This is a genomic window from Micromonospora sp. NPDC047793, from assembly GCF_040642635.1.
Classification (GTDB): Bacteria; Actinomycetota; Actinomycetes; order Mycobacteriales; family Micromonosporaceae; genus Micromonospora.
Map to the genome: position 1 here is coordinate 120,163 of NZ_JBEYSG010000005.1, position 23,736 is coordinate 143,898.

16 protein-coding genes and 1 pseudogene are annotated in these 23,736 nt (G+C 73.9%); 14 read left to right on the plus strand and 3 right to left on the minus strand.

From position 1 onward, the window contains the following. Positions 1-25 precede the first annotated feature (25 nt). The 12 genes and pseudogenes from ABZ738_RS13110 to ABZ738_RS13165 all read left to right on the plus strand — a co-directional run bounded on the left by ABZ738_RS13110 (position 26) and on the right by ABZ738_RS13165 (position 16,600). Positions 26-1,201 (plus strand): cysteine desulfurase family protein, encoded by a 1,176-nt coding sequence (locus ABZ738_RS13110; protein WP_176092910.1) that lies wholly within the window; start codon positions 26-28, stop codon positions 1,199-1,201. A gap of 111 nt (positions 1,202-1,312) precedes the next feature. Next, positions 1,313-2,386 carry a tRNA 2-thiouridine(34) synthase MnmA gene (gene mnmA / locus ABZ738_RS13115; protein WP_357212943.1) on the plus strand — a complete coding sequence of 358 codons (1,074 nt, stop codon included), beginning with the start codon at positions 1,313-1,315 and terminating at the stop codon, positions 2,384-2,386. 16 nt (positions 2,387-2,402) lie between these two features. Continuing rightward, a complete protein-coding gene (locus ABZ738_RS13120) occupies positions 2,403-3,404 on the plus strand; it encodes a methionine synthase (RefSeq protein ID WP_357212946.1) in 1,002 nt (333 codons plus the stop codon). A gap of 36 nt (positions 3,405-3,440) precedes the next feature. Then, positions 3,441-3,812: a VOC family protein gene (locus ABZ738_RS13125; protein ID WP_131055842.1), complete on the plus strand. Its 372-nt coding sequence runs from the start codon at positions 3,441-3,443 to the stop codon at positions 3,810-3,812. Between the two features lie 61 nt (positions 3,813-3,873). Beyond that, entirely contained in the window at positions 3,874-4,878 is a 1,005-nt protein-coding gene (locus tag ABZ738_RS13130) for an ADP-ribosylglycohydrolase family protein (RefSeq protein WP_176092912.1), read from the plus strand. Positions 4,879-4,961: 83 nt separating this feature from the next. Continuing rightward, positions 4,962-7,097, plus strand: a complete 2,136-nt coding sequence (ligA, locus tag ABZ738_RS13135; RefSeq protein WP_357212950.1) for an NAD-dependent DNA ligase LigA — start codon at positions 4,962-4,964, stop codon at positions 7,095-7,097. Positions 7,098-7,255: 158 nt separating this feature from the next. Further along, the gene (locus ABZ738_RS13140) at positions 7,256-9,706 is read left to right on the plus strand and encodes an EAL domain-containing protein (RefSeq protein ID WP_357212953.1); all 2,451 of its coding nucleotides are present in this window, start codon (positions 7,256-7,258) and stop codon (positions 9,704-9,706) included. 186 nt (positions 9,707-9,892) lie between these two features. Further along, positions 9,893-10,198 (plus strand): Asp-tRNA(Asn)/Glu-tRNA(Gln) amidotransferase subunit GatC, encoded by a 306-nt coding sequence (gatC, locus tag ABZ738_RS13145; RefSeq protein WP_088995614.1) that lies wholly within the window; start codon positions 9,893-9,895, stop codon positions 10,196-10,198. After that, positions 10,195-11,670, plus strand: a complete 1,476-nt coding sequence (gatA, locus tag ABZ738_RS13150; RefSeq protein ID WP_131053692.1) for an Asp-tRNA(Asn)/Glu-tRNA(Gln) amidotransferase subunit GatA — start codon at positions 10,195-10,197, stop codon at positions 11,668-11,670. The genes gatC and gatA overlap by 4 nt, the downstream gene beginning before the upstream one ends. 160 nt (positions 11,671-11,830) lie before the next feature. Continuing rightward, on the plus strand, positions 11,831-13,021 hold the full coding sequence (locus ABZ738_RS13155) for a putative Ig domain-containing protein (protein WP_357212957.1): 1,191 nt from the start codon (positions 11,831-11,833) through the stop codon (positions 13,019-13,021). Positions 13,022-13,118: 97 nt separating this feature from the next. After that, positions 13,119-14,612, plus strand: coding sequence for an Asp-tRNA(Asn)/Glu-tRNA(Gln) amidotransferase subunit GatB (gene gatB, locus ABZ738_RS13160; RefSeq protein WP_131053690.1), 1,494 nt, complete (start codon positions 13,119-13,121; stop codon positions 14,610-14,612). Positions 14,613-14,735: 123 nt separating this feature from the next. Beyond that, positions 14,736-16,600: pseudogene (locus tag ABZ738_RS13165) on the plus strand (1-deoxy-D-xylulose-5-phosphate synthase N-terminal domain-containing protein). A gap of 455 nt (positions 16,601-17,055) precedes the next feature. Here the strand turns inward: ABZ738_RS13165 and ABZ738_RS13170 are convergent. Both ABZ738_RS13170 and ABZ738_RS13175 read right to left on the minus strand, forming a co-directional pair. Next, the gene (locus ABZ738_RS13170; RefSeq protein WP_357212961.1) at positions 17,056-18,648 is read right to left on the minus strand and encodes a metallophosphoesterase; all 1,593 of its coding nucleotides are present in this window, start codon (positions 18,646-18,648) and stop codon (positions 17,056-17,058) included. A gap of 66 nt (positions 18,649-18,714) precedes the next feature. After that, positions 18,715-19,878: a PQQ-dependent sugar dehydrogenase gene (locus ABZ738_RS13175; RefSeq protein WP_357212964.1), complete on the minus strand. Its 1,164-nt coding sequence runs from the start codon at positions 19,876-19,878 to the stop codon at positions 18,715-18,717. 94 nt (positions 19,879-19,972) lie between these two features. Between ABZ738_RS13175 and ABZ738_RS13180 the strand changes: the two genes are divergently transcribed. After that, on the plus strand, positions 19,973-20,899 hold the full coding sequence (locus ABZ738_RS13180) for a 2-hydroxyacid dehydrogenase (RefSeq protein ID WP_176092919.1): 927 nt from the start codon (positions 19,973-19,975) through the stop codon (positions 20,897-20,899). Here ABZ738_RS13180 and ABZ738_RS13185 read toward each other — a convergent pair. Then, positions 20,893-21,270 carry a PH domain-containing protein gene (locus ABZ738_RS13185; RefSeq protein WP_357212968.1) on the minus strand — a complete coding sequence of 126 codons (378 nt, stop codon included), beginning with the start codon at positions 21,268-21,270 and terminating at the stop codon, positions 20,893-20,895. The genes ABZ738_RS13180 and ABZ738_RS13185 overlap by 7 nt on opposite strands. Before the next feature lie 195 nt (positions 21,271-21,465). On the opposite strand from ABZ738_RS13185, the gene ABZ738_RS13190 reads away from it, so the two are divergent. After that, a complete protein-coding gene (locus ABZ738_RS13190; protein ID WP_357212971.1) occupies positions 21,466-23,721 on the plus strand; it encodes a GGDEF domain-containing phosphodiesterase in 2,256 nt (751 codons plus the stop codon). Positions 23,722-23,736 lie beyond the last annotated feature (15 nt).

Here is a 23,736-nt window from a genome sequence, read left to right on the forward strand (position 1 = left end):
GGCGCGGTCGTTAGGCTGAACCGTGATGGCTTACCTGGATCATGCCGCGACCACTCCGATGCTCGACGAGGCACTGGAGGCGTACGTCGCGACCGCCCGTGAGGTCGGCAACGCGTCCTCCCTGCACGCGTCCGGTCGGCGTGCCCGGCGGCGGGTCGAGGAGTCGCGGGAACGGGTGGCCGCCGCGCTGGGTGCCCGGCCGTCCGAGGTGATCTTCACCGGGGGCGGTACGGAGAGCGACAACCTCGCGGTCAAGGGCATCTTCTGGGCGCGCCGGGACGCCGACGGTGGGCGGACCCGGGTGGTCTCCAGCGCCGTCGAGCACCACGCGGTGCTCGACGCGGTGGACTGGCTGGGCGCGCACGAGGGCGCCGAGGTGGGCTCCCTGCCGGTCGACGGCACGGGTCGGCTGCACCCCGACGCGCTCCGCGCCGAACTGGCCGCGCACGGCGACCGGGTGGCCCTGGTCACCGCGATGTGGGCGAACAACGAGGTCGGCACCGTCCAGCGGGTCTCCGACCTGGCCGCGGTCGCCGCCGAGTACGGCGTTCCGTTCCACACCGACGCGATCCAGGCGGTCGGCCAGGTGCCGGTCGACTTCGCCGCCAGCGGTGCCGCCGCGCTCACCGTGACCGGTCACAAGCTGGGCGGGCCGGTCGGCATCGGTGCGTTGCTGCTGGGCCGGGACGTCGCCGCGGTGCCGCTGCTGCACGGCGGCGGCCAGGAACGCGACGTGCGTTCCGGCACGCTGGACACCGCCGGCATCGTCGCCTTCGCGGTCGCCGTCGAGGCGGCGGTCAAGGGCCAGCAGGAGTACGCCACCCGGGTCGCCGCACTCCGCGACGACCTGGTCCACCGGGTGCGGCAGGCGGTGCCCGAGGTGGTGTTCAACGGCGACCCGACGGACCGGCTCCCCGGCAACGCGCACTTCTCCTTCCCCGGCTGCGAGGGTGACGCGCTACTACTCCTGCTGGACGCCCAGGGCATCGCCTGCTCGACCGGTTCGGCCTGCTCCGCCGGGGTGGCGCAGCCCTCGCACGTGCTGCTCGCGATGGGCGCCGACGACGACCGGGCCCGTTCCTCGCTGCGCTTCTCGCTCGGTCACACCAGCACCGCCGGGGAGGTCGACGCGCTCATCGCCGCCCTGCCGGCGGCCGTCGACCGGGCCCGGCGGGCGGCGGCGCTGCGGACGCCGCGCTGACGTAGCACGCTCGGCGGTCGGACCGGCCTCGATGCCGGCCCGGCGCGGACGGGGGGAGACCGCCGCCCGGCGGTACGGAGATAGGCTTCGCGGGAAGGGAGCGTGGTCCGGGTGAGGGTGTTGGCGGCGATGTCCGGCGGTGTGGATTCCGCCGTGGCGGCGGCGCGTGCGGTGCAGGCCGGTCACGACGTCACCGGTGTGCACCTGGCGCTGGCCCGCAACCCGCAGACCTACCGCACCGGAGCGCGGGGCTGCTGCACCCTGGAGGACTCCCGGGACGCGCGCCGCGCCGCCGACGTGCTGGGCATCCCGTTCTACGTGTGGGACATGGCCGACCGGTTCCACGCCGACGTGGTCGACGACTTCGTGGCCGAGTACGCCGCCGGGCGTACCCCGAACCCGTGCCTGCGCTGCAACGAGAAGATCAAGTTCGCCGCGGTGCTGGATCGGGCGGTGGCCCTGGGCTTCGACGCCGTGGTCACCGGCCACCACGCCCGACTCGGCCCGGACGGCCTGCTGCGGCGCAGCGTCGACCTCGCCAAGGACCAGTCGTACGTGTTGGCCGTGCTCACCCGCGCGCAGTTGGACCGTTCGATCTTCCCGCTCGGTGACTCGACGAAGGCGCAGGTCCGGCAGGAGGCCGCCGACCGGGGCCTGGCGGTGGCCGACAAGCCCGACTCGCACGACATCTGCTTCATCGCCGACGGCGACACCCGGGGCTTCCTGGCCCAGCGGCTCGGCGAGACGCCCGGCGACGTGGTCGACGCCACCACCGGTGCGGTGGTGGGCACGCACGCCGGCGCGTACGCGTACACCGTGGGTCAGCGGCGCGGGCTGCACCTGGACCGCCCGGCCCCGGACGGGCGACCCCGGTACGTGCTCTCCATCACGCCGACGACCAACACGGTGACCGTCGGTCCGGCCGAGGCGCTGGAGGTGGCCGAGGTGCGTGCCACCCGCCCGGTCTGGACCGGCGGCCCGCGTCCGGACGCCCCGATCGGGTGCGAGGTGCAGTTGCGGGCGCACGGGCTCGTGGTGCCGGCCGAGGTCACCGTGGACGGCGACGCGTTCCGTGCCGACCTGCGGCAGCCGGTCCGGGGGGTCGCCGCCGGTCAGGCGATCGTCGCGTACCGCCCCGACCCGGCCGGTGACATCGTGCTCGGCTCCGCCACGATCACCGACTGACCGGTACCCTTCGGCCGTGAGTGATCAGGTTTGGCCGTGGCCCGCGGGCGCGGCGACCGGCATCGGGTCGCTGCCCGGCACCGACATCGCCGAGGCGCAGCGGATCGTCCTCGGTGAGTTGCCCGCACTTCCCCACCTGCCGGAGCTGCCGGCCCGTGGCCCGGGCGCGGACATGATCGGGCGCGGCGCGGGCCTGCTGGTCGAGCTGCCGGTCGAGCTCTACGCCGCGCGGTGGCGGGTGGCCCTGCGCCCCGGCCGGGACCTGCGCCGCGCACGGGACCTGATGGAACGCGACCTCGACCAGCTCGCCGAGCAGGCCGAGGAGTACGCCGGCCCGATCAAGGTGCAGGCACCCGGTCCGTTCACCCTCGCCGCCTCGGTGGAGCTGCCCGTCGGCGGCCGGATGGTGCGCGACCCCGGTGCGGTACGCGACCTGGTCGGCTCGCTCGCCGAGGGGCTGCGCGCGCACGTGGCGGCGGTGGCCCGCCGGGTACCCCGGGCCACCGTCCTGCTCCAACTGGACGAACCGTCGTTGCCGGCGGTGCTCGCCGGTCGGGTGCCCACCGAGAGCGGCTTCGGCACGTACCGGGCGGTGCAGCCGGAGGACGCGCGGACGTTGCTGGGCACGGTGGTGGAGGCGGTCGGCGTACCGACCGTGGTGCACTGCTGTGCCCCGGACGTACCGCTGAACCTGATCCGGTCCACCGGCGCGGCCGGCGTCGCCCTCGACCTGGACCTGGTCACCGACCTGGACGCGCTGGGCGAGGCGATCGACGCCGGGCTGGGCCTCTTCGCCGGTGCCGCGCCGGGCACCGCCCCGGCCGGTCGCGCACCGACCTCGGCCCAGGTCGCCGACCGGGTCCGCACCCTGTGGGACCGGCTCGGCTTCCCGCGTCGCCGACTCGCCGGGCAGGTGGTGGTCACGCCCGCGTGCGGCCTGGCGGGCGCCACCCCGGCGTACGCCCGCGCGGTCCTGTCCGCCTGCCGCGACGCGGGGCGCCGGATCGTCGAGGAGTGAGGTTTCGGCGCGCTGCGCGGGGGCAGCAAGCCGGGCATGATCGGACGACTGCGTTCCACCGTGATCGATTGCCCCGACCCGCGCGCCCTGGCCGGCTTCTACGCCGAGCTGCTCGGCCTGCCGCTGATCGAGGAGGACTGCGACGGCGACGAGTGGGTGGTGCTGGGTGGGCACCCCGGCCACCAACCCCGGATCGCGTTCCAGCAGGCACCCGACCTGCGCCCACCGACCTGGCCCGACCCGGAACGGCCGCAACAGTTCCACCTCGACGTGACCGTGGAGGACATCGAGGTCGCTGAGCGGGCCGCGCTGGCCCTGGGCGCGCGGCGGCTGCCGGGGGAGGGCGAGGGCTTCCGGGTCTACGCCGACCCGGCCGGACACCCGTTCTGCCTCTGCTGGGAGAGCTGACCGTCGCGCGTGGGAGATCCGGCCGTCGCGCCGGCCCGCCCGAGCGGGCATGATCACCAGCATGATCAGTCCTGTGCCCGGGTGGGCCGCCGGCTCGCTCCTCGGACTCGCCTACGGTGACGCCCTGGGCAAGCCCACCGAGTTCCTCACGCTGGCCGAGATCGAGCGACGGTACGGTCCGACCGGCCCCCGGGAACTGGTCGGCGACCCGGCGTTGGTCACCGACGACACCCAGATGGCGCTCGCGGTCGGCTGGGCACTGCACGACGCGTCCGCGTACACGCCCGAGGTCGTCGAGCCGTTGCTGCGGCAGCGCTTCCTGGCCTGGGCGGCCAGCCCGGACAACAACCGCGCGCCTGGGATGACCTGCCTGCGGGCCTGCGCCGAGCTGTCCCGAGGACTGCCCTGGCAGCAGGCGACCCAGGCCGGTTCGAAGGGCTGTGGGGCGAACATGCGGGTCACCCCGGTCGGTCTGCTCGACGTCGACCTCGACACCGTCGCCGGACTGGCCCAGCTCCAGGCCGGACTGACGCACGGGCACCCGACCGGCCTGGCGGCCAGCGAACTGACCGCGTACGCGGTGCGGCTGCTGGTCGACGGCGCGGCGCTGGCCGAGTTGCCCGGCCGGCTCACCGTGCGGGCCCACGAGCAGCGCGAGGTCTACCGGGGCGACTGGCTCGGCGACCTCTGGCAACGCCCCGGCGTGCGGACGCCGCAGGAGTTCATCGCCCGGGGGTGGGACGAGTGCCTGCGGGTGCTGGCCCGGCTCGACGCGGCCCTCGCCGGCCCGGACGACGGCGGCGACCCGTGCCGCTGGACCGGTGAGGGCTGGGTCGCCGAGGAGGCGTTGGCGACCGCGCTCTACTGCGCCGTCCGGCACGCCGACGACCCGGTGGGCGCGCTGACCCGGGGTGCGCGGACCGCCGGTGACTCCGACTCGATCGCCGCGCTCGCCGGGGCGTTCGTCGGTGCCGCCGTGGGTGCCGCCGCCTGGCCCGCCGACTGGGCAGGTCGCATCGAGTACGCCGACCAACTCGCCGCCCTCGCCGCCGCCTGGCAGCGCTGACCGGCACGAACCGGTGGGGTTCCCGGTGAACTGTCCGACCCGCCGGATACCGTGCCGGGGTGCCCATCACAGGAGGTCGCGGGGTGTCCGAGGAAGCCATCGGCGAGCAGGTCAGCGCGGCGCAGGAGGCGGCGGCCGGTGCCGAGCCGACCCCGCAGGCACGGGAGCGGCACGCCACGCTGAGCCAGGAGCTGACCGAGCACCAGTACCGCTACTACGTGCTCGACGCGCCGACCGTCTCGGACGCCGATTTCGACCGGCTGCTGCGGGAGCTGGAGGCGCTGGAGGAGGAGTTCCCGGCGCTGCGCACCCCGGACTCGCCGACCCAGCGGGTCGGCGGCACCTTCTCCACCGACTTCGCCCCGGTGGCACACGCCGAACGGATGATGTCGCTGGACAACGCGTTCGCCGACGAGGAGCTGGCGGCGTGGGCCGAACGGGTCGAGCGGGACGCCGGCGGTCCGGTGCCCTACCTGTGCGAGCTGAAGGTCGACGGGCTGGCGATCAACCTCACCTACGAGTCGGGTCGGCTGGTGCGGGCGGCGACCCGGGGCGACGGCCGCACCGGTGAGGACGTCACCGCCAACGTGCGCAGCATCCGGGACGTGCCCGGCCGGTTGACCGACTCGGCGGAGTTCGGGCCGGTCCCCGAGCTGATCGAGGTGCGCGGCGAGATCTACTTCCCGGTCGCCGCCTTCGCCGACCTGAACGCGGGCCTGGTCGAGCAGGGCAAGGCGCCGTTCGCCAACCCGCGTAACGCCGCCGCCGGCAGCCTGCGCCAGAAGGACCCACGGATCACCGCGTCCCGGCCGCTGCGCCTGGTGGTGCACGGCATCGGTGCCCGGCGCGGCTTCCAGCCGGCCACCCAGTCCGAGTCGTACTCCGCGCTGCGGGCCTGGGGGCTGCCGACCAGCGACCGCTGGCGGGTGGTGCCCGACCTGGCCGGCGTCCGGGACTACATCGCGCACTACGCCGCGCACCGGCACGACGTGGAGCACGAGATCGACGGCGTGGTGGTCAAGGTCGACCCGGTGCCGATCCAGGGCCGGCTCGGCTCGACCAGCCGGGCGCCCCGCTGGGCGATCGCCTTCAAGTATCCGCCCGAGGAGGTCAACACCACGCTGCTCGACATCGAGGTCGAGGTGGGACGGACGGGTCGGGTCACGCCCCGGGCGCTGCTCCAGCCGGTGAAGGTGGCCGGCTCCACCGTCGCGTACGCGACCCTGCACAACGCACGCGAGGTGGAGCGCAAGGGGGTGCTGATCGGCGACACGGTGGTGATCCGCAAGGCCGGCGACGTGATCCCCGAGGTGCTCGGCCCGGTGGTCGAGCTGCGTCCGCCCGACGCCCGGGCGTTCGTGATGCCCACCGTCTGCCCGGCCTGTGGCACCCCGCTCGCCCCGGCGAAGGAGGGCGACGTCGACATCCGTTGCCCCAACTCGCGCAGTTGTCCGGCGCAGTTGCGCGAACGGGTCTACCACCTGGCCGGGCGCAAGGTCTTCGACATCGAGGCGCTCGGCTACAAGAGCGCCGCCGCGCTGCTCGACGCGCAGGTCATCACCGACGAGGGCGACCTCTTCTCGCTCGACGCCGAGCAGTTGGCCCGCTCGCCGTTCTTCGTCAACAAGGATGGCAGCCTCGGCAGCAACGCGGTCAAGCTGCTCGACAACCTCGCCGTCGCCAAGGAACGCGAGCTGTGGCGGGTGCTGGTGGCCCTCTCCATCCGGCACGTCGGGCCGACCGCCGCGCAGGCACTCGCGCGGCACTTCCGGTCGGTCGAGGCGATCGACGCCGCGTCCGAGGAGGAACTCTCCTCCGTCGACGGAGTCGGCCCCACCATCGCGGTGAGCATCCGGGAGTGGCTCGCCGTCGACTGGCACCGCGAGGTGATCCGCAAGTGGGCCGACGCGGGCGTCCGGATGGCCGAGGAGGCGCAGGGGGAGGGCCCGCGACCGCTGGAGGGGGTGACCGTGGTGGTCACCGGGACCCTGTCCGGTCACTCGCGGGACCAGGCCGCCGAGGCGATCCAGTCCCGGGGCGGCAAGGTCAGCGGCTCGGTGTCGAAGAAGACCGGCTTCGTGGTGGTCGGCGACAATCCCGGGTCCAAGGCGGACAAGGCGGCCGGGCTCAAGGTGCCGATCCTCGACGAGGAGGGCTTCCAGGTTCTGCTCGACTCCGGCCCGGAGGCGGCCCGCGCGATGGCCCGCGTCGAGGAGTGAAGCGGCACTTGCCGATCTTGCGGGGACTCGCCCGGATACCAACTTAATTACGACTACGACCGATTCGTGGCTGTCGTACCTGGTTTCCGGCCGTCGAGGGCGTTTCATGGGGACACGGCGCGTAAACCCACGCGTCGTGTCCTGTAGCGGGAGGTGTGATGGAGCCGCCCGATCCGCGCAACCTCGTCCCGCCCGGGCGTACCGCGCCGTTCTCGGTCTTCGTCGGCCTCGTGCTGGTCGTGGCCGTGCTGCTCTCCGTCGGGCCGATGGTCTCGTTCGCCGGAACGCTGCCCGACCTGCCGGCGGCGTTCTGGACGATGGCCGTGCTCGCCGTCGCCTGCGACGCGCGCCCGTTCCTGCCGCCCGGCCGGCGGCCCTCCTCGTCCGCGGTCTTCCCGTCGACCTGCTTCACCTTCGCCATCCTGCTCGGCTGGGGCCTCGGCCCGGCGGTCGCGGTGCAGGCGGTCGCCGTGCTGGTCTCCGGAGCCCGGATGCGGCACACCCCCTGGCGGGTCGCCTTCAACGCCGGGCAGTACGCCTGCGCGCTGGCCGCCGCGTACGCCGTCACCCGGCTCGGGCCGGGCGGCATCTTCGACGGCGGCCGTCTGGGGTGGACCGACATCGCCGCGATCGGCGGGGCCGGGGTGGCCTGGTTCGTGGTGAACTACGGGCTGGTGACCACGGCCGTCCGACTGCGCTTCGGCGAACGGTGGTGGCCCAACGCCCGCCACGGCCTGCCGTTCGAGCTGCTCTCCACCGGGTCCCTGCTGCTGCTCGCGCCGGTGCTGGTCACCGCCGCGCGGGCCAGTGCCGCCCTGGTGCCGCTGGTCCTGGTGCCGCTGTTCGCCGTCTACCGGATGGCCCGGCTCACCGTGGAACAGCACCAACTCGCCGCCCTCGACCCGCTGACCGGGCTGCCCAACCGAAAGGCGCTGCTCAGCGAGGTCAACGAGCAGGTCCACCGGCACGCCGAGCGCGCCGCACGCGGCGAGCCCGGCGCCCGCCTGGCCCTGCTCCTGATCGACCTGGACCGCTTCAAGAACGTCAACGACGCCCTCGGGCACGCCGTCGGCGACCGGCTGCTGGTCGAGGTGAGCGCCCGACTGACCGATGTGGTGCCGGCGCCGGACCTGGTGGTCCGCCTCGGCGGCGACGAGTTCGCCATCGTGATGACCGGGGTGGACGACGTCACCGAGGCCCGTGCCCTCGCCGACCAGGTGGTGCGGGTCCTCGCCGAGCCGGTGCCGCTGGACGGGCTGCCGCTGGACGTCGGCGGCTCCATCGGCATCGCCCTGTACCCGGAGCACGGCGAGGACTTCGCCACCCTGATGCGCCACGCCGACGTAGCCATGTACGACGCCAAGCACCGCAACGACACGGTCGCCGTCTACACCGCGGAGTCCGACCACAACTCCGCCGAGCGGTTGGGCCTGCTGGCCGACCTACGGCGGGTGCTGGACGCGGGCGCGGCGGCCCGTTCCGCCGCCGACACCCCGGGCGAGGCACCCGGGACGCGGGACGGGGACACCACGCCGGTGGTGCGCGGCGGGGACGGCGCGGCGTTGACCGCGAACCCGGTGGTGCGGCAGCGCGGTGCCGGCCGGTGGTTCCGTCGTCGTCACCGGCCGCCGGTGGTCGCCTCCGACGACGAGCTGATCGCCCGGATCGTGACCGGCGCGGACCCGATCCTGCGCCGGACCGCCCGGCCCGTCGACCCGGCGGCGGTCCCCGGCGAGCCGTGGGCCGGACCGGTCGGCGCCCACCGGCCGGGTGACGAGGGCACACCCTTCGCCGGTGCCGCGATCGGCGGTGATCCGGCCGGGGACGCGGGCGAGATCACGATGTACTACCAGCCGCAGGTCGCCATCGCCACCGGCGAGGTGGTCGGGGTCGAGGCGCTGCTGCGGTGGCGGCACCCCCGCCGGGGCATGGTCGACCCGGAGGAACTGATCCGGGTCGCCGAACAGAGCGCGGTGATGCGCCTGCTCACCCGTCGGGTGGTGGACGACGTGGTCGAGCAGGTGGCCAAGTGGTCGGCGGCCGGTCTGGGCCTGCGGGCGGCGCTCAACGTCAGCGTGCGGGATCTGCACACCGGCGAGATCGCCGATCAGATCGCGGACCGGTTGACCCGGTACGGCGTGGCGCCGGAACGGCTGCAACTGGAGATCACCGAGGGTGCGTTGATGGCCGACCCGCGCCGCGTCCTGACCACCATCACCCGCCTGCACCGGATCGGGGTCGGCATCGCACTGGACGACTTCGGCACCGGCTACTCGTCACTGCAACACCTGCGCCGGCTGCCGCTGTCGGAGGTGAAGGTCGACCGGTCCTTCGTCCTCGGGATGACCGAGGACTCCGACGACGCGGCGATCGTCCGGTCGACGATCGAGTTGGGCAAGGCGCTCGGGCTGCGGGTGGTCGCCGAGGGCGTGGAGGACGAGAAGACCTGGCGGATGCTGCACGCGGCCGGGTGCGACGCCGCGCAGGGCTGGTTCTACGCCCGACCGATGCCGGCCGAGGAACTGGTCGCCTGGCTGGGTCGGTACCGACCGGTGCGCCCGCTCGGCGGCCACGACGAGCCGGACGTACCCCGCCGCAGCCCTCGGTGACCCTCGGCCGGGCCGCTGCGACACCGCCGCCCGGACGGGTCCCCGGGTCGGTGGGCCGGACGCCCCGGGGAGCCGGGGACGGCGGGCCGGGCGCGGAACAATAGACTCGCTCCGGTCACCGCGCGTCGCGTCGCACGCCGCGCGGTGGGCGTACGCAGACGCAGGACAGCCACGAAGGGGGCACCGATGGCCGCCATCTCCCGCGAGGAGGTCGCGCACCTGGCGCGACTGTCGCGGCTCGCCGTGACGGAGGAGGAGCTGGACACCTTCGCCGGCCAGCTCGACGTGATCCTCCAGGCGGTCGCCCAGGTGGGCGAGGTCGCCGCCGCCGACATCCCGCCGACCTCGCACTCGGTGCCGTTGACCAACGTGCTCCGCGAGGACGTCGTGACGCCGTGCCTGACCCCCGAGGAGGCGCTGTCCGGCGCGCCCGACGCCGAGGAGCAGCGGTTCCGCGTTCCGCGGATCCTGGACGAGGATGTGGCATCGTGAGCGAGCTGACCAGATTCACCGCCACCGAGATCGCCGGGCTGGTCGCCTCCGGTGAGACCTCGGCGGTCGAGGTGACCCGGGCGCACCTGGACCGGATCGCCGCCGTCGACGACCGGGTGCACGCCTTCCTGCACGTCGACACCGAGGGTGCGCTCGCCGCCGCCCGCGAGGTGGACGCCCGGCGGGCCGCCGGAGCGGAGCTGGGCCCGCTGGCCGGAGTGCCGGTCGCGGTCAAGGACGTGCTCACCACCCGGGGCGTGCCGACCACGGTCGGCTCGAAGATCCTGGAGGGCTGGCGCCCGCCGTACGACTCGACGATCGTGCAGCGGCTGCGCGCCGCCGGCACCGTGATGCTCGGCAAGACCAACATGGACGAGTTCGCCATGGGCTCCTCGACGGAGTACTCGGCGTACGGGCCGACCCGCAACCCGTGGGACACCGGGCGCATCCCGGGCGGCTCCGGCGGGGGCAGCGCGGCGGCACTGGCCGCGTACGAGGCACCGCTGGCGATCGGTTCGGACACCGGCGGCTCGATCCGCCAGCCGGGCGCGGTCACCGGCACCGTCGGCGCGAAGCCGACCTACGGCGGGACCTCCCGGTACGGCCTGGTGGCCTTCTCCTCCTCGCTGGACACGCCCGGCCCGTGCGCGCGTACCGTGCTGGACGCCGCGCTGCTGCACGAGGCGATCGGCGGCCACGACCCGCGTGACTCCACCTCCATCCCGGCCCCGGTGCCGGACGTGGTGGCCGCCGCGAGGCTCGGCGCGACCGGCGACCTGACCGGGGTCCGCCTCGGCATCGTCTCCGAGTTCGTCGGCGAGGGTGCCGAGCCGGGCGTGATGGCCGCCTTCAACGAGGCCGTCGACGCGTTGACGAAGCTGGGCGCGGAGATCGTCGAGGTGTCCTGCCCGAACTTCGCGTACGCGCTGCCGGCCTACTACCTGATCGCCCCGAGCGAGTGCTCCTCCAACCTGGCCCGCTTCGACGGTGTGCGGTTCGGCCTGCGCATCGGCGACGACGGCAACCGGTCGCTGGAGGAGGTCATGTCGCTGACCCGGGAGGCCGGCTTCGGCCCCGAGGTCAAGCGCCGGATCATGCTCGGCACGTACGCGTTGTCGTCGGGCTACTACGACGCGTACTACGGGCAGGCGCAGAAGGTCCGTACGCTGATCACCCGCGACTTCACCGCCGCGTTCGAGCGGGTCGACGCGCTGATCTCGCCGACCACGCCGTTCGTGGCGTTCCCGCTGGGCGCGCGCACCTCCGACCCGTACCAGATGTACCTGGCCGACCTGTACACCATCCCGACCAACCTGTACGGCGGCCCGGGCATCTCGGTGCCGTGCGGCCTCTCGGACGGGCTGCCGGTCGGGTTGCAGGTGATGGCCCCGACGATGGCCGACGACCGGATGTACCGGGTCGCCGCCGCGCTGGAGAGCGCGGTCGGCACCTTCACGCCGCCGACGCTGTGACGCCGTGCGGGGCGGCTCCGGCCGCCCCGCCGGTCCTCGGCCCCCCCGGTGACACGAGGTCACCGTTCGGACTCATAACGCATGGTGACGTGCGCGGGTTGGATAGAGTCCGAGCCGCTGGCGAAACGCAAGCATGGGCTTCTAGCCGACTGGAACTGCGATGAAGACGCTGCGGCCGATCACGATTGTCTCGGTGCTCACGATGCTGCTGATCGGCGTCGCCGCGCCCGCTGCCGCAGCACCGGTCGTCGCCGATCCGCTGATCGTGGATCCGGCCGCCGTCGATCCGGTGATCGTGGATCCGGCGGTCGTCACCATCGCCGTCACCTCCGACCCGCCGCCGTCCGGGGTGACCGCCCACGAGCCGTACCCGGGTCACACCTTCACCGCCACCGGCGACGAGGAGATCCGGTTCTCGCTGGTCGCCGGCGCGATCCCGCCCGGTCTGGCGCTCTCCTCGGCCGGGACCCTGACCGGTACGCCCACCGTGGCGAGTCGCTTCGCCTTCACCGTCCGGGCCACCGGTTCGCCGAGCGGGGAGTTCGCCGACCACCAGGTCACCGTGGTGGTGGCGCAGCCGGTCGTCACCGTCACCTCACCGGCGCCGGTCTCGCCCTGGTACGTCGGGCAGGTCTACCCGACGCACCGGTTCGTCGTCTCGGGCGGCACCGCCCCGCACACCGTCTCGCTGGGCTCGGGCGCGTTGCCGCCGGGCCTGTCGCTCTCCTCGGCCGGTGTCCTCGCGGGCAGCCCCAGCCAGGCCGGCCGTTACCGGTTGGACCTGCTGGCGACCGACGCGAACGGCTTCCAGGGGCGCCAGGAGGTCACGCTGGTGATCGCCACGCCGGCCGTGGTGGTCACCTCGGCCGCCCCGCCACGCGGCACGGCCGGGCAGGCGTACTCGTTCCGGTTCTCCGCCGACGGCGACTCCGACATCCGGTTCGGGCTGGCCGCCGGGGCGCTGCCCGACGGGCTCGTGCTCGCGGCGGACGGCGTGCTCAGCGGCACCCCGACCGTCGCCGGGAGCTTCGACTTCACGGTCCGCGCCACCGGCACCGCGACCAGCGACACCGAGGAGGTGTCGCTGGTCGTCTACCCCGACCCGACGGCCACCCCGTCGGTCTCGCCGACCCCCACCGAGCAGCCGACCGCGTACCCGACCGCGCCGTCGCAGAGCCCGACGCCGACCGCCGCCGCGCCGTCGCCGTCCCGGACGACCGGGGCCTGGCTGCCGGTCACCGGGGAGAACTCGGCCCTGGTGCTGATGCTCCTCGGTGTCGTGGCGTTCAGCATCGGCGGCATCCTGCTGGTGGTGGCGTACCGCCGTCGGCAGGGGTTCACCGCGGGGTGACGCCCGACCGAGGACAGGTGGGCGGAGCGGCTAGGCTGGGCGGCGTTGTGTCCGGATGCCGGCGCGGGCCGGCTACCGCCCGAAAGCTGGAGTTCTCATGACCACGACGCTGCCCGCGTACGACGAGGTCGTCGCGCGATTCGAGCCGGTGATCGGCCTGGAGACCCACGTCGAGCTGGGCACGAACACGAAGATGTTCTGCGGTTGCCCGACCGACTTCGGCGGCGAGCCGAACACCCGGGTCTGCCCGGTCTGCCTGGGCCTGCCCGGCTCGCTGCCGGTGGCCAACAAGGCGGCCATCGAGGCGACCATCCGGATCGGCCTGGCGCTGAACTGCTCCGTCGCCGAGTGGTGCCGGTTCGCCCGGAAGAACTACTTCTACCCCGACATGCCGAAGAACTTCCAGATCAGCCAGTACGACGAGCCGCTCTGTGTGGACGGCTACCTGGACGTCGAGGTGAACGGCGAGACGGTGCGGATCGGCATCGAGCGGGTGCACCTGGAGGAGGACACCGGCAAGACGCTGCACGTGGGCGGTGCCACCGGCCGGATCCACGGCGCGACCGAGTCGCTCGTCGACTACAACCGGGCCGGCATCCCGCTGGTGGAGATCGTCACCAAGCCGATCCCGGGCACCGGCGCTCTCGCCCCCGAGGTGGCCCGGGCGTACGTCACCGAGCTGCGGGACGTGCTGCGCTCGCTCGGCGTCTCCGACGTGCGGATGGAGGAGGGGTCGCTGCGGTGTGACGTGAACACGTCGCTGAACCTGCCCGGCGAGGAGTGGGGCACCCGCACCGAGACCAAGAACGTCAACTCGCTGCGCTCGGTCGAGCGGGCGGTGCGCTCGGAGATGCTGCGGCAGGCGTCGGTGCTGGACGCGGGCGGGCGGATCACCCAGGAGACCCGGCACTTCCACGAGGACACCGGCGACACCACCCCCGGCCGGTCCAAGGAGACCGCCACCGACTACCGCTACTTCCCCGAGCCGGACCTGGTGCCGCTCGCGCCGGACACCGCCTGGGTGGCCGAGCTGAAGGCGGCCCTGCCGGAGCTGCCCCGGCTGCACCGGCGCCGGCTCCAGGAGGCGTGGGGGCTCTCCGACCTGGACATGCAGTCGGTGCTCAACGCTGGCGCGGTGGAGCTGATCGAGGCCACCATCGCCGCCGGTGCCACCCCGGCCGCCGCCCGCAAGTGGTGGCTGGGCGAGTTGTCCCGGCGGGCCAACGAGACCGGCGTGGAACTGGCCGACGTGGGCGCCACCCCGACGCAGGTCGCCGAGCTCCAGGCGCTTGTCGACGCCGGCAAGCTCAACGACAAGCTGGCCCGTACGGTGCTGGAGGGCGTGGTCGCGGGCGAGGGTACGCCCACCGAGATCATGACCAACCGGAACCTGGAGGTCGTCTCCGACACCGGCGCGTTGACCGCCGCGGTGGACGAGGCGATCGCCGCCAACCCCGACATCGCCGACAAGGTGCGCAGCGGCAAGGTCGCCGCAGCCGGCGCGCTGGTCGGCGCCGTCATGAAGACCACGCGCGGGCAGGCCGACGCCAAGACCGTCCGCGAGCTGATCCTGGAGCGCCTCGGCGCCTGAGGTGTAAGGAAGGGACCCTTCTTACCGTCTGGTGTATAGGAAGGGTCCCTTCCTTGCATCCGCACCACCACCCCTGTCCCCGACCGGGCGTCAACGACGACGTGCCGGACCCCTGGAGTCACCGTGAACCAGCACGACATCGACGTCCTCGACGAGATCCAGCGCCGGGTGCTCTGGCTCGCCACCCGGATCGTGGACGCGGCCAACCACGACCGCAGCACCGGGGACGGGGTGAAGGTCGGCGGACACCAGGCGTCCAGCGCCTCCCTGGTCACCGCGATGACCGCGTTGTGGTTCGCGCATCTCGACGCCGAGGACCGGGTCGCGGTGAAGCCGCACGCCTCACCGGTGTTCCACGCCATCCAGTACCTGCTCGGCAACCTGGACCGGTCGTACCTGACCACGCTGCGGGCCCGGGGTGGACTCCAGTCGTACCCGTCACGGACCAAGGACCCGGACGACGTGGACTTCTCCACCGGCTCGGTGGGCCTCGGCGCCGCCGCGCCGCTGTTCGCCGCGGTGACCCGGCGGTACGTCGACGCGCACTTCGGCGCGCGCCCGCACTCCCGGTTCGTGGCGCTCATCGGTGACGCGGAACTGGACGAGGGCAACATCTGGGAGGCGGTCGCCGACCCGGCCACCACCGGACTCGGCAGTGTCATGTGGGTGGTCGACTTCAACCGGCAGTCGCTGGACCGGGTCGTCCCCGGCGTCCGCATCGACCAGTGGCGCGGCCAGTTCGAGGCGGCCGGCTGGCACGTGGTCGAGGTCAAGTACGGTCGCCGGCTCGCCGAGGCGTACGAGCGGCCGGGCGGGGCGGCACTGCGCGACTGGATCGACAAGATGCCGAACGAGCAGTACCAGTCGTTGTTCGGGCTGACCGGGTCGGCGCTGCGCGAGCAGTTCCTGGACGGGGCGCCCGACGGCATCGCCGCGTTCATCGCCGACATCACCGACGAGGACCTGGGCCCGCTCGTCACCGACCTGGGCGGGCACGACCTGGCGGCGCTGCTCGACGCGTACGCTCAGTGCGACGCGGTGACCGACCGTCCGAGCGTGGTGTTCGCGTACACGGTCAAGGGGTGGGGTCTGCCGATCGCCGGCAATCCGCGCAACCACTCGGCGCTGCTCTCCGGTGAGCAGGTCGACGCGTTGCGGGCCGGGCACGACCTGACCCGGGACACCGAGTGGGACCGCCTCGACCCGGCGTCCCCGGCCGGCATCCGGGCCGGGCAGCGTCGGGAGGCGCTGTCCCGCGCGCCCCGCGAGCGTGCGCTCCCGCCAGCGTGGGGCTGGAGCTGCCCGGCGTGACCTTCGTCGAGCCCGCGTACGCGGTCAGCCTGGACTGGCTGCTCTGCGACGCGCTCGGGCACATCGCGGGTGCGCCACAGCCGGTGCCGACGGCCGCGCCGGCCGAGGACGGCGCGTACTACTTCCGGCTCAGCACCCGCCCGCTGGACCAGGCGCCGTTCGAGGCGGCCCGGGCCCGGCTCGGTGACGCGGTGCTGCGCCGGCAGGTGCTGGCCGGGGCGTACCGGCTGGTCGACGCGCACCAGTCGTACCCGCACCTGGCCGACGCGCCGACGGTGCAACTGGCCGCCTCGGGTGCGGTCCTGCCCGAGGTGCTCGCCGCCGCCGCGGAACTGGCCGACGAGGGCGTCGCCGCGCACGTGGTCGACGTGACCAGCCTGGACCGCCTCTACCGCGCCTGGCAGCGCACCCTGCGGCAGGGCGTACGCACCGCCACCGTGCCCAGCGTGCCGGGCGCGCTGCGGTCCGCCTTCGCCGACCGGGTGCCGGTGGTCAGCGTGCACGACGCCGCCTCGCACGCGATGGCGTGGCTCGGCTCGGCGGTGGGTGCGGCGGCGGTGCCGCTCGGCGTGGACGAGTTCGGCCAGTCCGGCAGCGTCGCCGAGCTGTACGAGCTGCACGACCTGCTGCCGGGCAGCATCGTCAACGCCGCCCTGGCCGCTCTCGCCCTGCGCTGACCTCGGCCGGTGCTGCTGGAGCGAGCGGCCCGGATCGACCTCGTGCCGTCAGTCCGGAACCCCGGTCGGTGCCTGTCCCCGTCGCCCCACCCCGGGGTGGGGTGGGGTGTGCGTGCGGAGGTCGCGGTATCGGGTCCGGGCCCTTTCGAGCTGACGGCATGGACGGGTCACGCAGGCTGTCGTCGGTAGGTCGCTCACGACGGTGAGCGACCTACCGCGACCGGCACCGAGCGGACCGCCAGAGACCTCCGCGAGCACCCCGGTCGGGTCGTCCTCGCCGCTGCTGTCGAGGAGTATCTCGGGCCGGTCGAGGATCGCGACAGCATGCGCGGTTCAGCTCGACAGCAGCCGAGACCGACACCAGCGAGCCGCGAGACCGAGCCGCAAGCGGCGAGCCAGAACCCCGAGCCGGGGCCGCCTCTGCGTGCCTGGGGACGTAGGAGAAGTCGCTCCTGTCAGCGGGTCGGTGTCGGGGTGGGGGTGAGCGGCGGGGTCAGCAGCGGAGTCGGCGGCTGCACCACGGTGCGTTCCAGGTTCACCTGCGCCTGTCCGGTGCCGCCGACGGTGATGTCGTCGTACGCCTGGAGCTGCTTGTCCTGGTCGAAGTAGAGGACGGTCATCGCCAGCGGGGTCGGCTCCTCGCCTTCCAGGCCGCGTAGCCCGGCACCGCCGGTGGAGCCCTGCACCATCAGCGTCGTCGGCTGCTCGCCCGGCACCTCGGGCAGCGTGTTGACCCGCCGGTCGTGGGTGTGGCCGGCGAGCACCAGCGGGCAGGTGCCGGAGAGCGGACCGGCCGAGGCCGGGTCGTGCACCAGTGCGATGTTCACCGGCCGGGGGGAACTGCGGACCGTGGCGGCCAGCTTGTCACCGGTGGCGATCAGCTCGTCGGCGGTGGGCTGGTTCAGCCCGCCGCTCGCCGGTGAGGTGCTCTTGTCCGGGGTGAAGCGGGGGTCGCCGATGCCGGCGATGGTCAGCCCGGCGACGGTCGCGGTGGTGTTGTCCAGCACGATCGCGTTCGGCTGCCGGGCCACCGCCGCAGCGGTACGCGGCGAGTCGTGGTTGCCCCGGATGTAGACGAACGGCTTCTCCAGCAGGCTGATCGAGCCGACGTAGGAGGCCTCCGGCTCGCTGCCCCAGTCGGTGATGTCGCCGGTGTCGATCACCACGTCGATGCCGAACTGCTCGGTCACCGTCCGGATGAGCTGCCAGGCGGCCGGGTTGAGGTGCATGTCGGAGATGTGCAGCACCCGGGTGGTGCCGGGCTCCGGCTCGTACACCGGCAGGGCCGACACGGTGGTGTAGAGCTGGGTGACGTTGCCGATGAGCCGCTGGAGCTGTTCGGCGTACCGGCCGTAGTCGTTAGCGATCTTGCGGACGTCACCGACGATCGCCGGGGCGTTGACCAGCAGCCCCTCGTACGTGGGCTCCTCGATCGCCTGCGGCCGCACGGTGGCGGCGGCGGTGCCCAGGCTGCCCGCGCTGATCACCAGCGCCAGCGCGCCGGCCCAGGCCGCCCGCCGGGTGTCCCGGAAGGCCAGCAGCGCCAGCACCAGCGTGGCCAGCACGGTCGCGCCGACGGTACGCAGACCGAGCCGCAGCACACCCTCCTGGACGTCGTCGACGGCCGACTGGGTGGCCCGGTTGATGCTCGCCGGGTCGTCGATCAGGGCTTCGGTGCGGCCCTGGTCCAGCGCACCCAGCTCCACGGTCAGCCGGGTCGGCCCGTCGTGGCTGTCCAGCAGCAGCGCGCCCAGCGGCGGGATGTCGACGGTGGTGCTGCCGTTGACCGCCGGCGCGACGGAGAGCCGGGCCTGGAACGGGCCGATGTCGGTGCTGACGTGCCCTCCGGCGAGTACCCCGAGCAGTACCCCGGTCAGCGTGACGACCAGCAGCGCCAGCCCGGCCCCGAGCCGGCGCAGCCCATGGCGCTGCCCGGCGCGGGGCGATTCGGCGGCGGAGCGCCGTAGCGAGACGAAGCGACGCGGACGACCGGTCGGGTCGTCCCCGTCCCGATCGCGGTGCGGCTTCTCGTTCTCGTGATCGTCCATGCTGAGATTCTGACCTGCCCGCCTGAGGATCTTGGCAAACCCGAGGTGCTGCGTGTCGAGGATGCCTCAGCTTCGCCCGGCGCCGCCACCTGCGAAAACAAGCCGCAACAAGCGGTCATCCTCTGGTGCGGGTCGACCGCGTCCGTCATGGTTGGAGGTGCCCACCCAGAGCGAGCCGTCCGGCGCGGCGGCGACCGCCCGCAGCCGCCCGTACTCCTCGGTGAGCAGCGCCTGCGGCTGCCCGAGCACGGTGCCGGTGTCGGTCAGCTCGACCAGCCAGAGCCGCTGTCCGCGCAGGCAGGCGGTGGCCAGCAGCCGCTCGCTGGCGGCCAGGCCGGAGCAGGACGCCTCGTCGGTCGACCACTGCACGATCGGGTCCACGTACTCCTTGTCGCCGCCGCGCCCCTCGACCTCGGGCCAGCCGTAGTTCTTGCCCTTGGTCACCTGGTTGATCTCGTCCCAGGTGTTCTGGCCGAACTCCACCGCGTACATCCGGTCGCCGGACCAGGCGATGCCCTGCACGTTGCGGTGCCCGACGGACCAGACCGGGGAGTTCGGGAAGGGGTTGCCCGGCGCGGGCTTGCCCTCGGTGGTGATCCGCAGGATCTTGCCGCCGAGCTTCTTGACGTCCTGCGACTGGTCGGTGTCCCCGGCGTCGCCGGTGCTGGCGTAGAGCTGCCCGTCCGGGCCGAACGCCAGGCCGCCGCCGTTGTGGACGCCCGCCTTGGGGATGCCGGTGAGGATCGGGGTGGGTTTCTCGCCCAGCCGCATCCGGGCGATCCGGTTGTCCTGTTCGGCGGTGTAGTAGACGAAGACCGTGCGGTCCTGCGCGAACTCCGGCGACACGGCGATGCCCAGCAGGCCACCCTCGCCGGAGGCGACCACGTCGTCGACGGTCTGCCGCTCGGTGATCCGCAGGCCGTCCGGGCTCGACTCCGGGCCGACCTGGACGATCCGGCCGCTGTCGCGTTCGGTGACCAGTGCCCCGCCGTCGGGCAGGAAGGCGATGCCCCACGGCACCCGCAGCCCCCGGGCCAGCACGGTGGCCACCACCTCCTGGCCGCCGCCCGGGGCGCTGGCCGACGGCGTCGGGAGGTTCGGCGGCTCGCCGGCCGGATCCGGTTCCGGTTCGCCGAGGCTGCACCCGGTGGCCGCGAGCAGCAGCGTCGTGCAGGAGGCGGCGAGGAACCCACGGACCCGACGGGCCGGGGAGTACGGGGGAGCGCTCACCCGCCCGAGCCTAGCCCGCTGTCCGGGTCGGCGTGGAGGTCGGCGGACCCCCGCCCCGGTGGCGGTACGCACGACGGGTCTATCGTCGGCTGGCGTGAAGGTATGGATCCCGCACGAGTCCGGTCACGCCCTGCTCGGCGAGCTGCCTCCGCAGACCGTCGTCGAGACGATGGAGGACCCGGCGAGGCCCCCCTCGTCGGTCGACGGTGTCCGGTTCTGGGTGCCGCCCTTCCTCGCGACCCGGGAGATCGTCCCGTTCGCGCACGAACTGCCGGATCTGGCGGTGGTGCAGTTGCTCTCCGCCGGTGCGGACGCCTGGGCCGGCCGGGTGCCGGACGGGGTGATGCTCTGCGACGCCCGGGGTGTGCACGACCCGTCCACCGCCGAGTGGGTGGTCACCGCGATCCTGTCCCGACTGCGGGCCTTCCCGGAGATGATCCGCGCCCAGGCCGAGCGCCGGTGGGCGTACGACGAGGTGGCGCCCACCGACGAGCTGGCCGGCAAGCGGGTCCTGATCGTCGGGGCCGGGTCGATCGGCACCGCCGTGCGGGACCGGCTCGCGCCGTTCGAGGTGGAGTTCACGCTGGTCGCCCGGACGGCCCGGCCGGAGCAGGGGGTGCACGGCGTCGACGAGCTGCCCGAGCTCTTGCCGCACGCCGACGTGGTGGTGCTGCTGGTGCCGCTGACCGCGCAGACGCGGGGCCTGGTCGACGAGAAGTTCCTGGCCGCGATGCCGGACGGCGCGCTGCTGGTGAACGCCGCCCGGGGGCCGGTGGCCCGCACCGAGGCCCTGCTCGCCGAGCTGTCCACCGGCCGGATCTCCGCCGCGCTGGACGTCACCGATCCGGAGCCGCTGCCCGCCGACCACCCGCTCTGGGAGCTGCCCAACGTGCTGATCACCCCGCACGTGGCCGGTTCGGTACGCGGGCTGCTGCCCCGGGCGTACCGGCTGGTCGGTGAGCAGATCCGCCGGTTCGCCGCCGGTGAGCGGCCGGAGAACGTGGTGGTCGACGGCTACTGAGCCGTCTCGGGTTCGCCCCGCCCGGCCGCCGCCACCAGCCGGGGCAGGTCCTCACGGCGTACGGCGGGCAGCACGAGCTGCTCACCGTCGTCGAGTCGGGCGATCGCCCGGCCCCGGGGATCGGCGCCGAACTCGGCGACCTGGTCCCAGGGGATCCGACGCTGCCCGGCCAGCGCCCGCAGGCGCAGCCCGGCGAGGTCGGCGTCGGTGCCGGCCCGCCACGCCCAGACCGCCACCGCCAGCGGCACCAGCAACACCGGCAGCAGGTAGGCGCGGGCACCGGCCAGCGGCAGGGCGCCGATGGTGGCGACGATCGCCGCCACCAGGATGGCCTGGTTGTGCCGGAACCGGGTGGTGTCGGAGCGAGCCATGTCCCGATGATTGCACCAGGCCGGATGCCGCCCGCAGCGGGCCGCCCCGGAGCGGGGACACGTGACCGGACTCACTGTCGACTGCCCGTCACTCCCGGCGAGCCGGATCGTTAATCGATGTTGGGCGGTGGACTTCACCTGTCGCCGCCCCGCACCGCCGCACCGCCCCAGTGCCCCCTCACGAAGGCGACCGTCGTGCCCGTCGCGTCTGTGTTCCGAGCCGCCGTGTTCCGTGCCGGCGCCCGCTCACCGTTTCTGCCGGAGTCCTGCGTACTCGCGCTGGTCGTGCTGTTGGTCGCGGTCGGTGCGGTCGGTGCGGTCCCGACCCTGGCGGTGGTGGCGCTCGCCGGGGCGGCCGGCTCCACGCTGGCGGGCGTCCGCCTGTCCCGGCTCGCCACCGGCGTCGACGTGCCGGCCGCCACCGTCGACGGCGGTCGGTTGGCCCGTCGTCGCGCGGCCCGGCCCCGCCGTGCCGCCGCGCTGCTGCACGGCGCCGTGATGGCCGCCGGTCTCACCGCCGCGGTCCTGCCACTGGCCTCCGTGGGGCAACGGCCGACAGCCGCGACGGTCGGGCTCCTCGGCACCGCCGCCCTGCTCGTCGGCGGCCTGTCGAGCCTGCCCCGACCGCCGCGACCACCGTGGCGGGTACGGCTGCTGCGGGTGCTGGACGCCGCCGCGCCCGGCGTCTGGCTGGTGCTCGTCGCCTGGCTGTTGCTGCCGTACGCCGGCACGGCCCCGTCGGTGCGGCTGGTCGCGGCGGTGGCCCTGGGCGTGCTGGCGGTCGACGCGCTGCTCGTGCTGGCCGGGGCCCAGCGTGCGAGCGGTGGCAGCCGTTGCCGGGCCGGTGCGTCGGCCACCCTGTTCGCGCTGGTGCTGCTGGCGGTGCTGCCGTCGGCCGCCGGCCGGGTGGCGTTGCTGGCGGTCGCCCCGCTGGTCGCCGGGGTGCTGCTGGTCGCCGGCGGGATGCGGCAGGCGGCGCGGTCGGGACCCGAACCGGAGGTCCGGACGGCCCGGTCCTGGCCGGTGGTGGTGGTGCCGGCGGCGGCGGTGGTGCTCGCCGTCGTCCACCAGGTGCAGGCCGGGCTCCTGCTGGACAACACGGCGGTGCTGCTCGCGCTCGCCGCAGTGCCTCCGCTGGTCGCCCGGGAACTGGTCCGGGGCGCGCAGGAAGCCACGGCGTCGGCGGAACCGGCACCGCCCGGACCGGAGCCGGTGACCGCCGAGAGCCGCGGGCCGGACGGCCGGGCCGGTCTGCTGCGGGCGCTGGCGGCCTGGCCGGACCAGGGTGCCCTGCTGGTGGTGGACCTGCACCTGACCGAGTTGCCCGGGGTGGCACTGCGCGACGACGTGGCGGCCGGGGCGGTGCGCCGGGCGCGCGCCATGGTGACCGCCGACGACGAGGTGTTCGACCTCTCCGGCGGCGGGCTGGCGGTGGTCACCGGGTCCGGACCGATGATGGCCTATGCGTTGGGCAGTCGCCTGATCACCGAGTTGCGCCGTCCGTACGAGGTGGCCGGCGCGGTGCTGCGCTCACGTCCCAGCGTCGGGCTGGCCGAACTGGCCCCCGGACGCCCCGAGGACGTGCTGCGGCAGGCGGACCTGGCCCGGCGGCGGGCCGCCCAGCTCGGCCGGGAGCGGGTCGAGTGGTACGACGCCTACCTGGAGGAGCAACTGGTCCGCCGGCTGGACCTGGAACGGGAGCTGCCCGGTGCGGTCGCCCGGGGTGAGCTGGACCTGGTCTTCCAGCCGGTGGTCGACCTGGCCGACCGCTCGCCGGTCGGCACCGAGGCGCTGCTGCGCTGGCGCAGCCCGGTGCTCGGCACGGTCTTCCCGGCGGAGTTGCTGCCGGTGGCCGAGGACCTCGACATCGTGGGCGAGCTGGGCGTCTGGGTGCTGGACCGGGCCTGCCGGCAGGTGGCGCACTGGTCCGGCGGCGGTCGGCGGCTCTGGATGTCGATCAACGTCACCACCCGGGAGCTGACCTCGCCGGACTTCGTGCCCCGTACGGCGGCGGTGCTCGACGCGTACGGGGTGGCGCCGGACCAACTCGTGGTGGAGGTGGCCGAGCCCCGGGTGGGTGCCGAGCTGTCCACCGTGGTGGCCCGGCTGGCCGGTCTGCGGTCGATGGGCATCCGGACCGCCCTGGACGACTTCCGGGCCGCGCACGCCTCCCTGGCCCAGCTGCGGCGGCTCCCGATCGACCTGCTCAAGGTCGGTCCGGAGTCGGTGGTGCCGAGCGGCGATCCGGCCGGTCCGCTGCTGGACGTGGTGGTCACCGTCGCCGACCGGCTGGGTCTGGAGGTGGTCGCCGAGGGGTTGGAGTCCGCCCACCAGGTCGACGGGGCGCAGCGCGCCGGGTGCCGTTACGGCCAGGGCTTCGAACTCGCCCGGCCGGCGACCGCGGAACGGGTCGAGGCGTACCTTGAGGAGTTCCCGTCCACGCCACGATGACGGTGGCTTAACCGG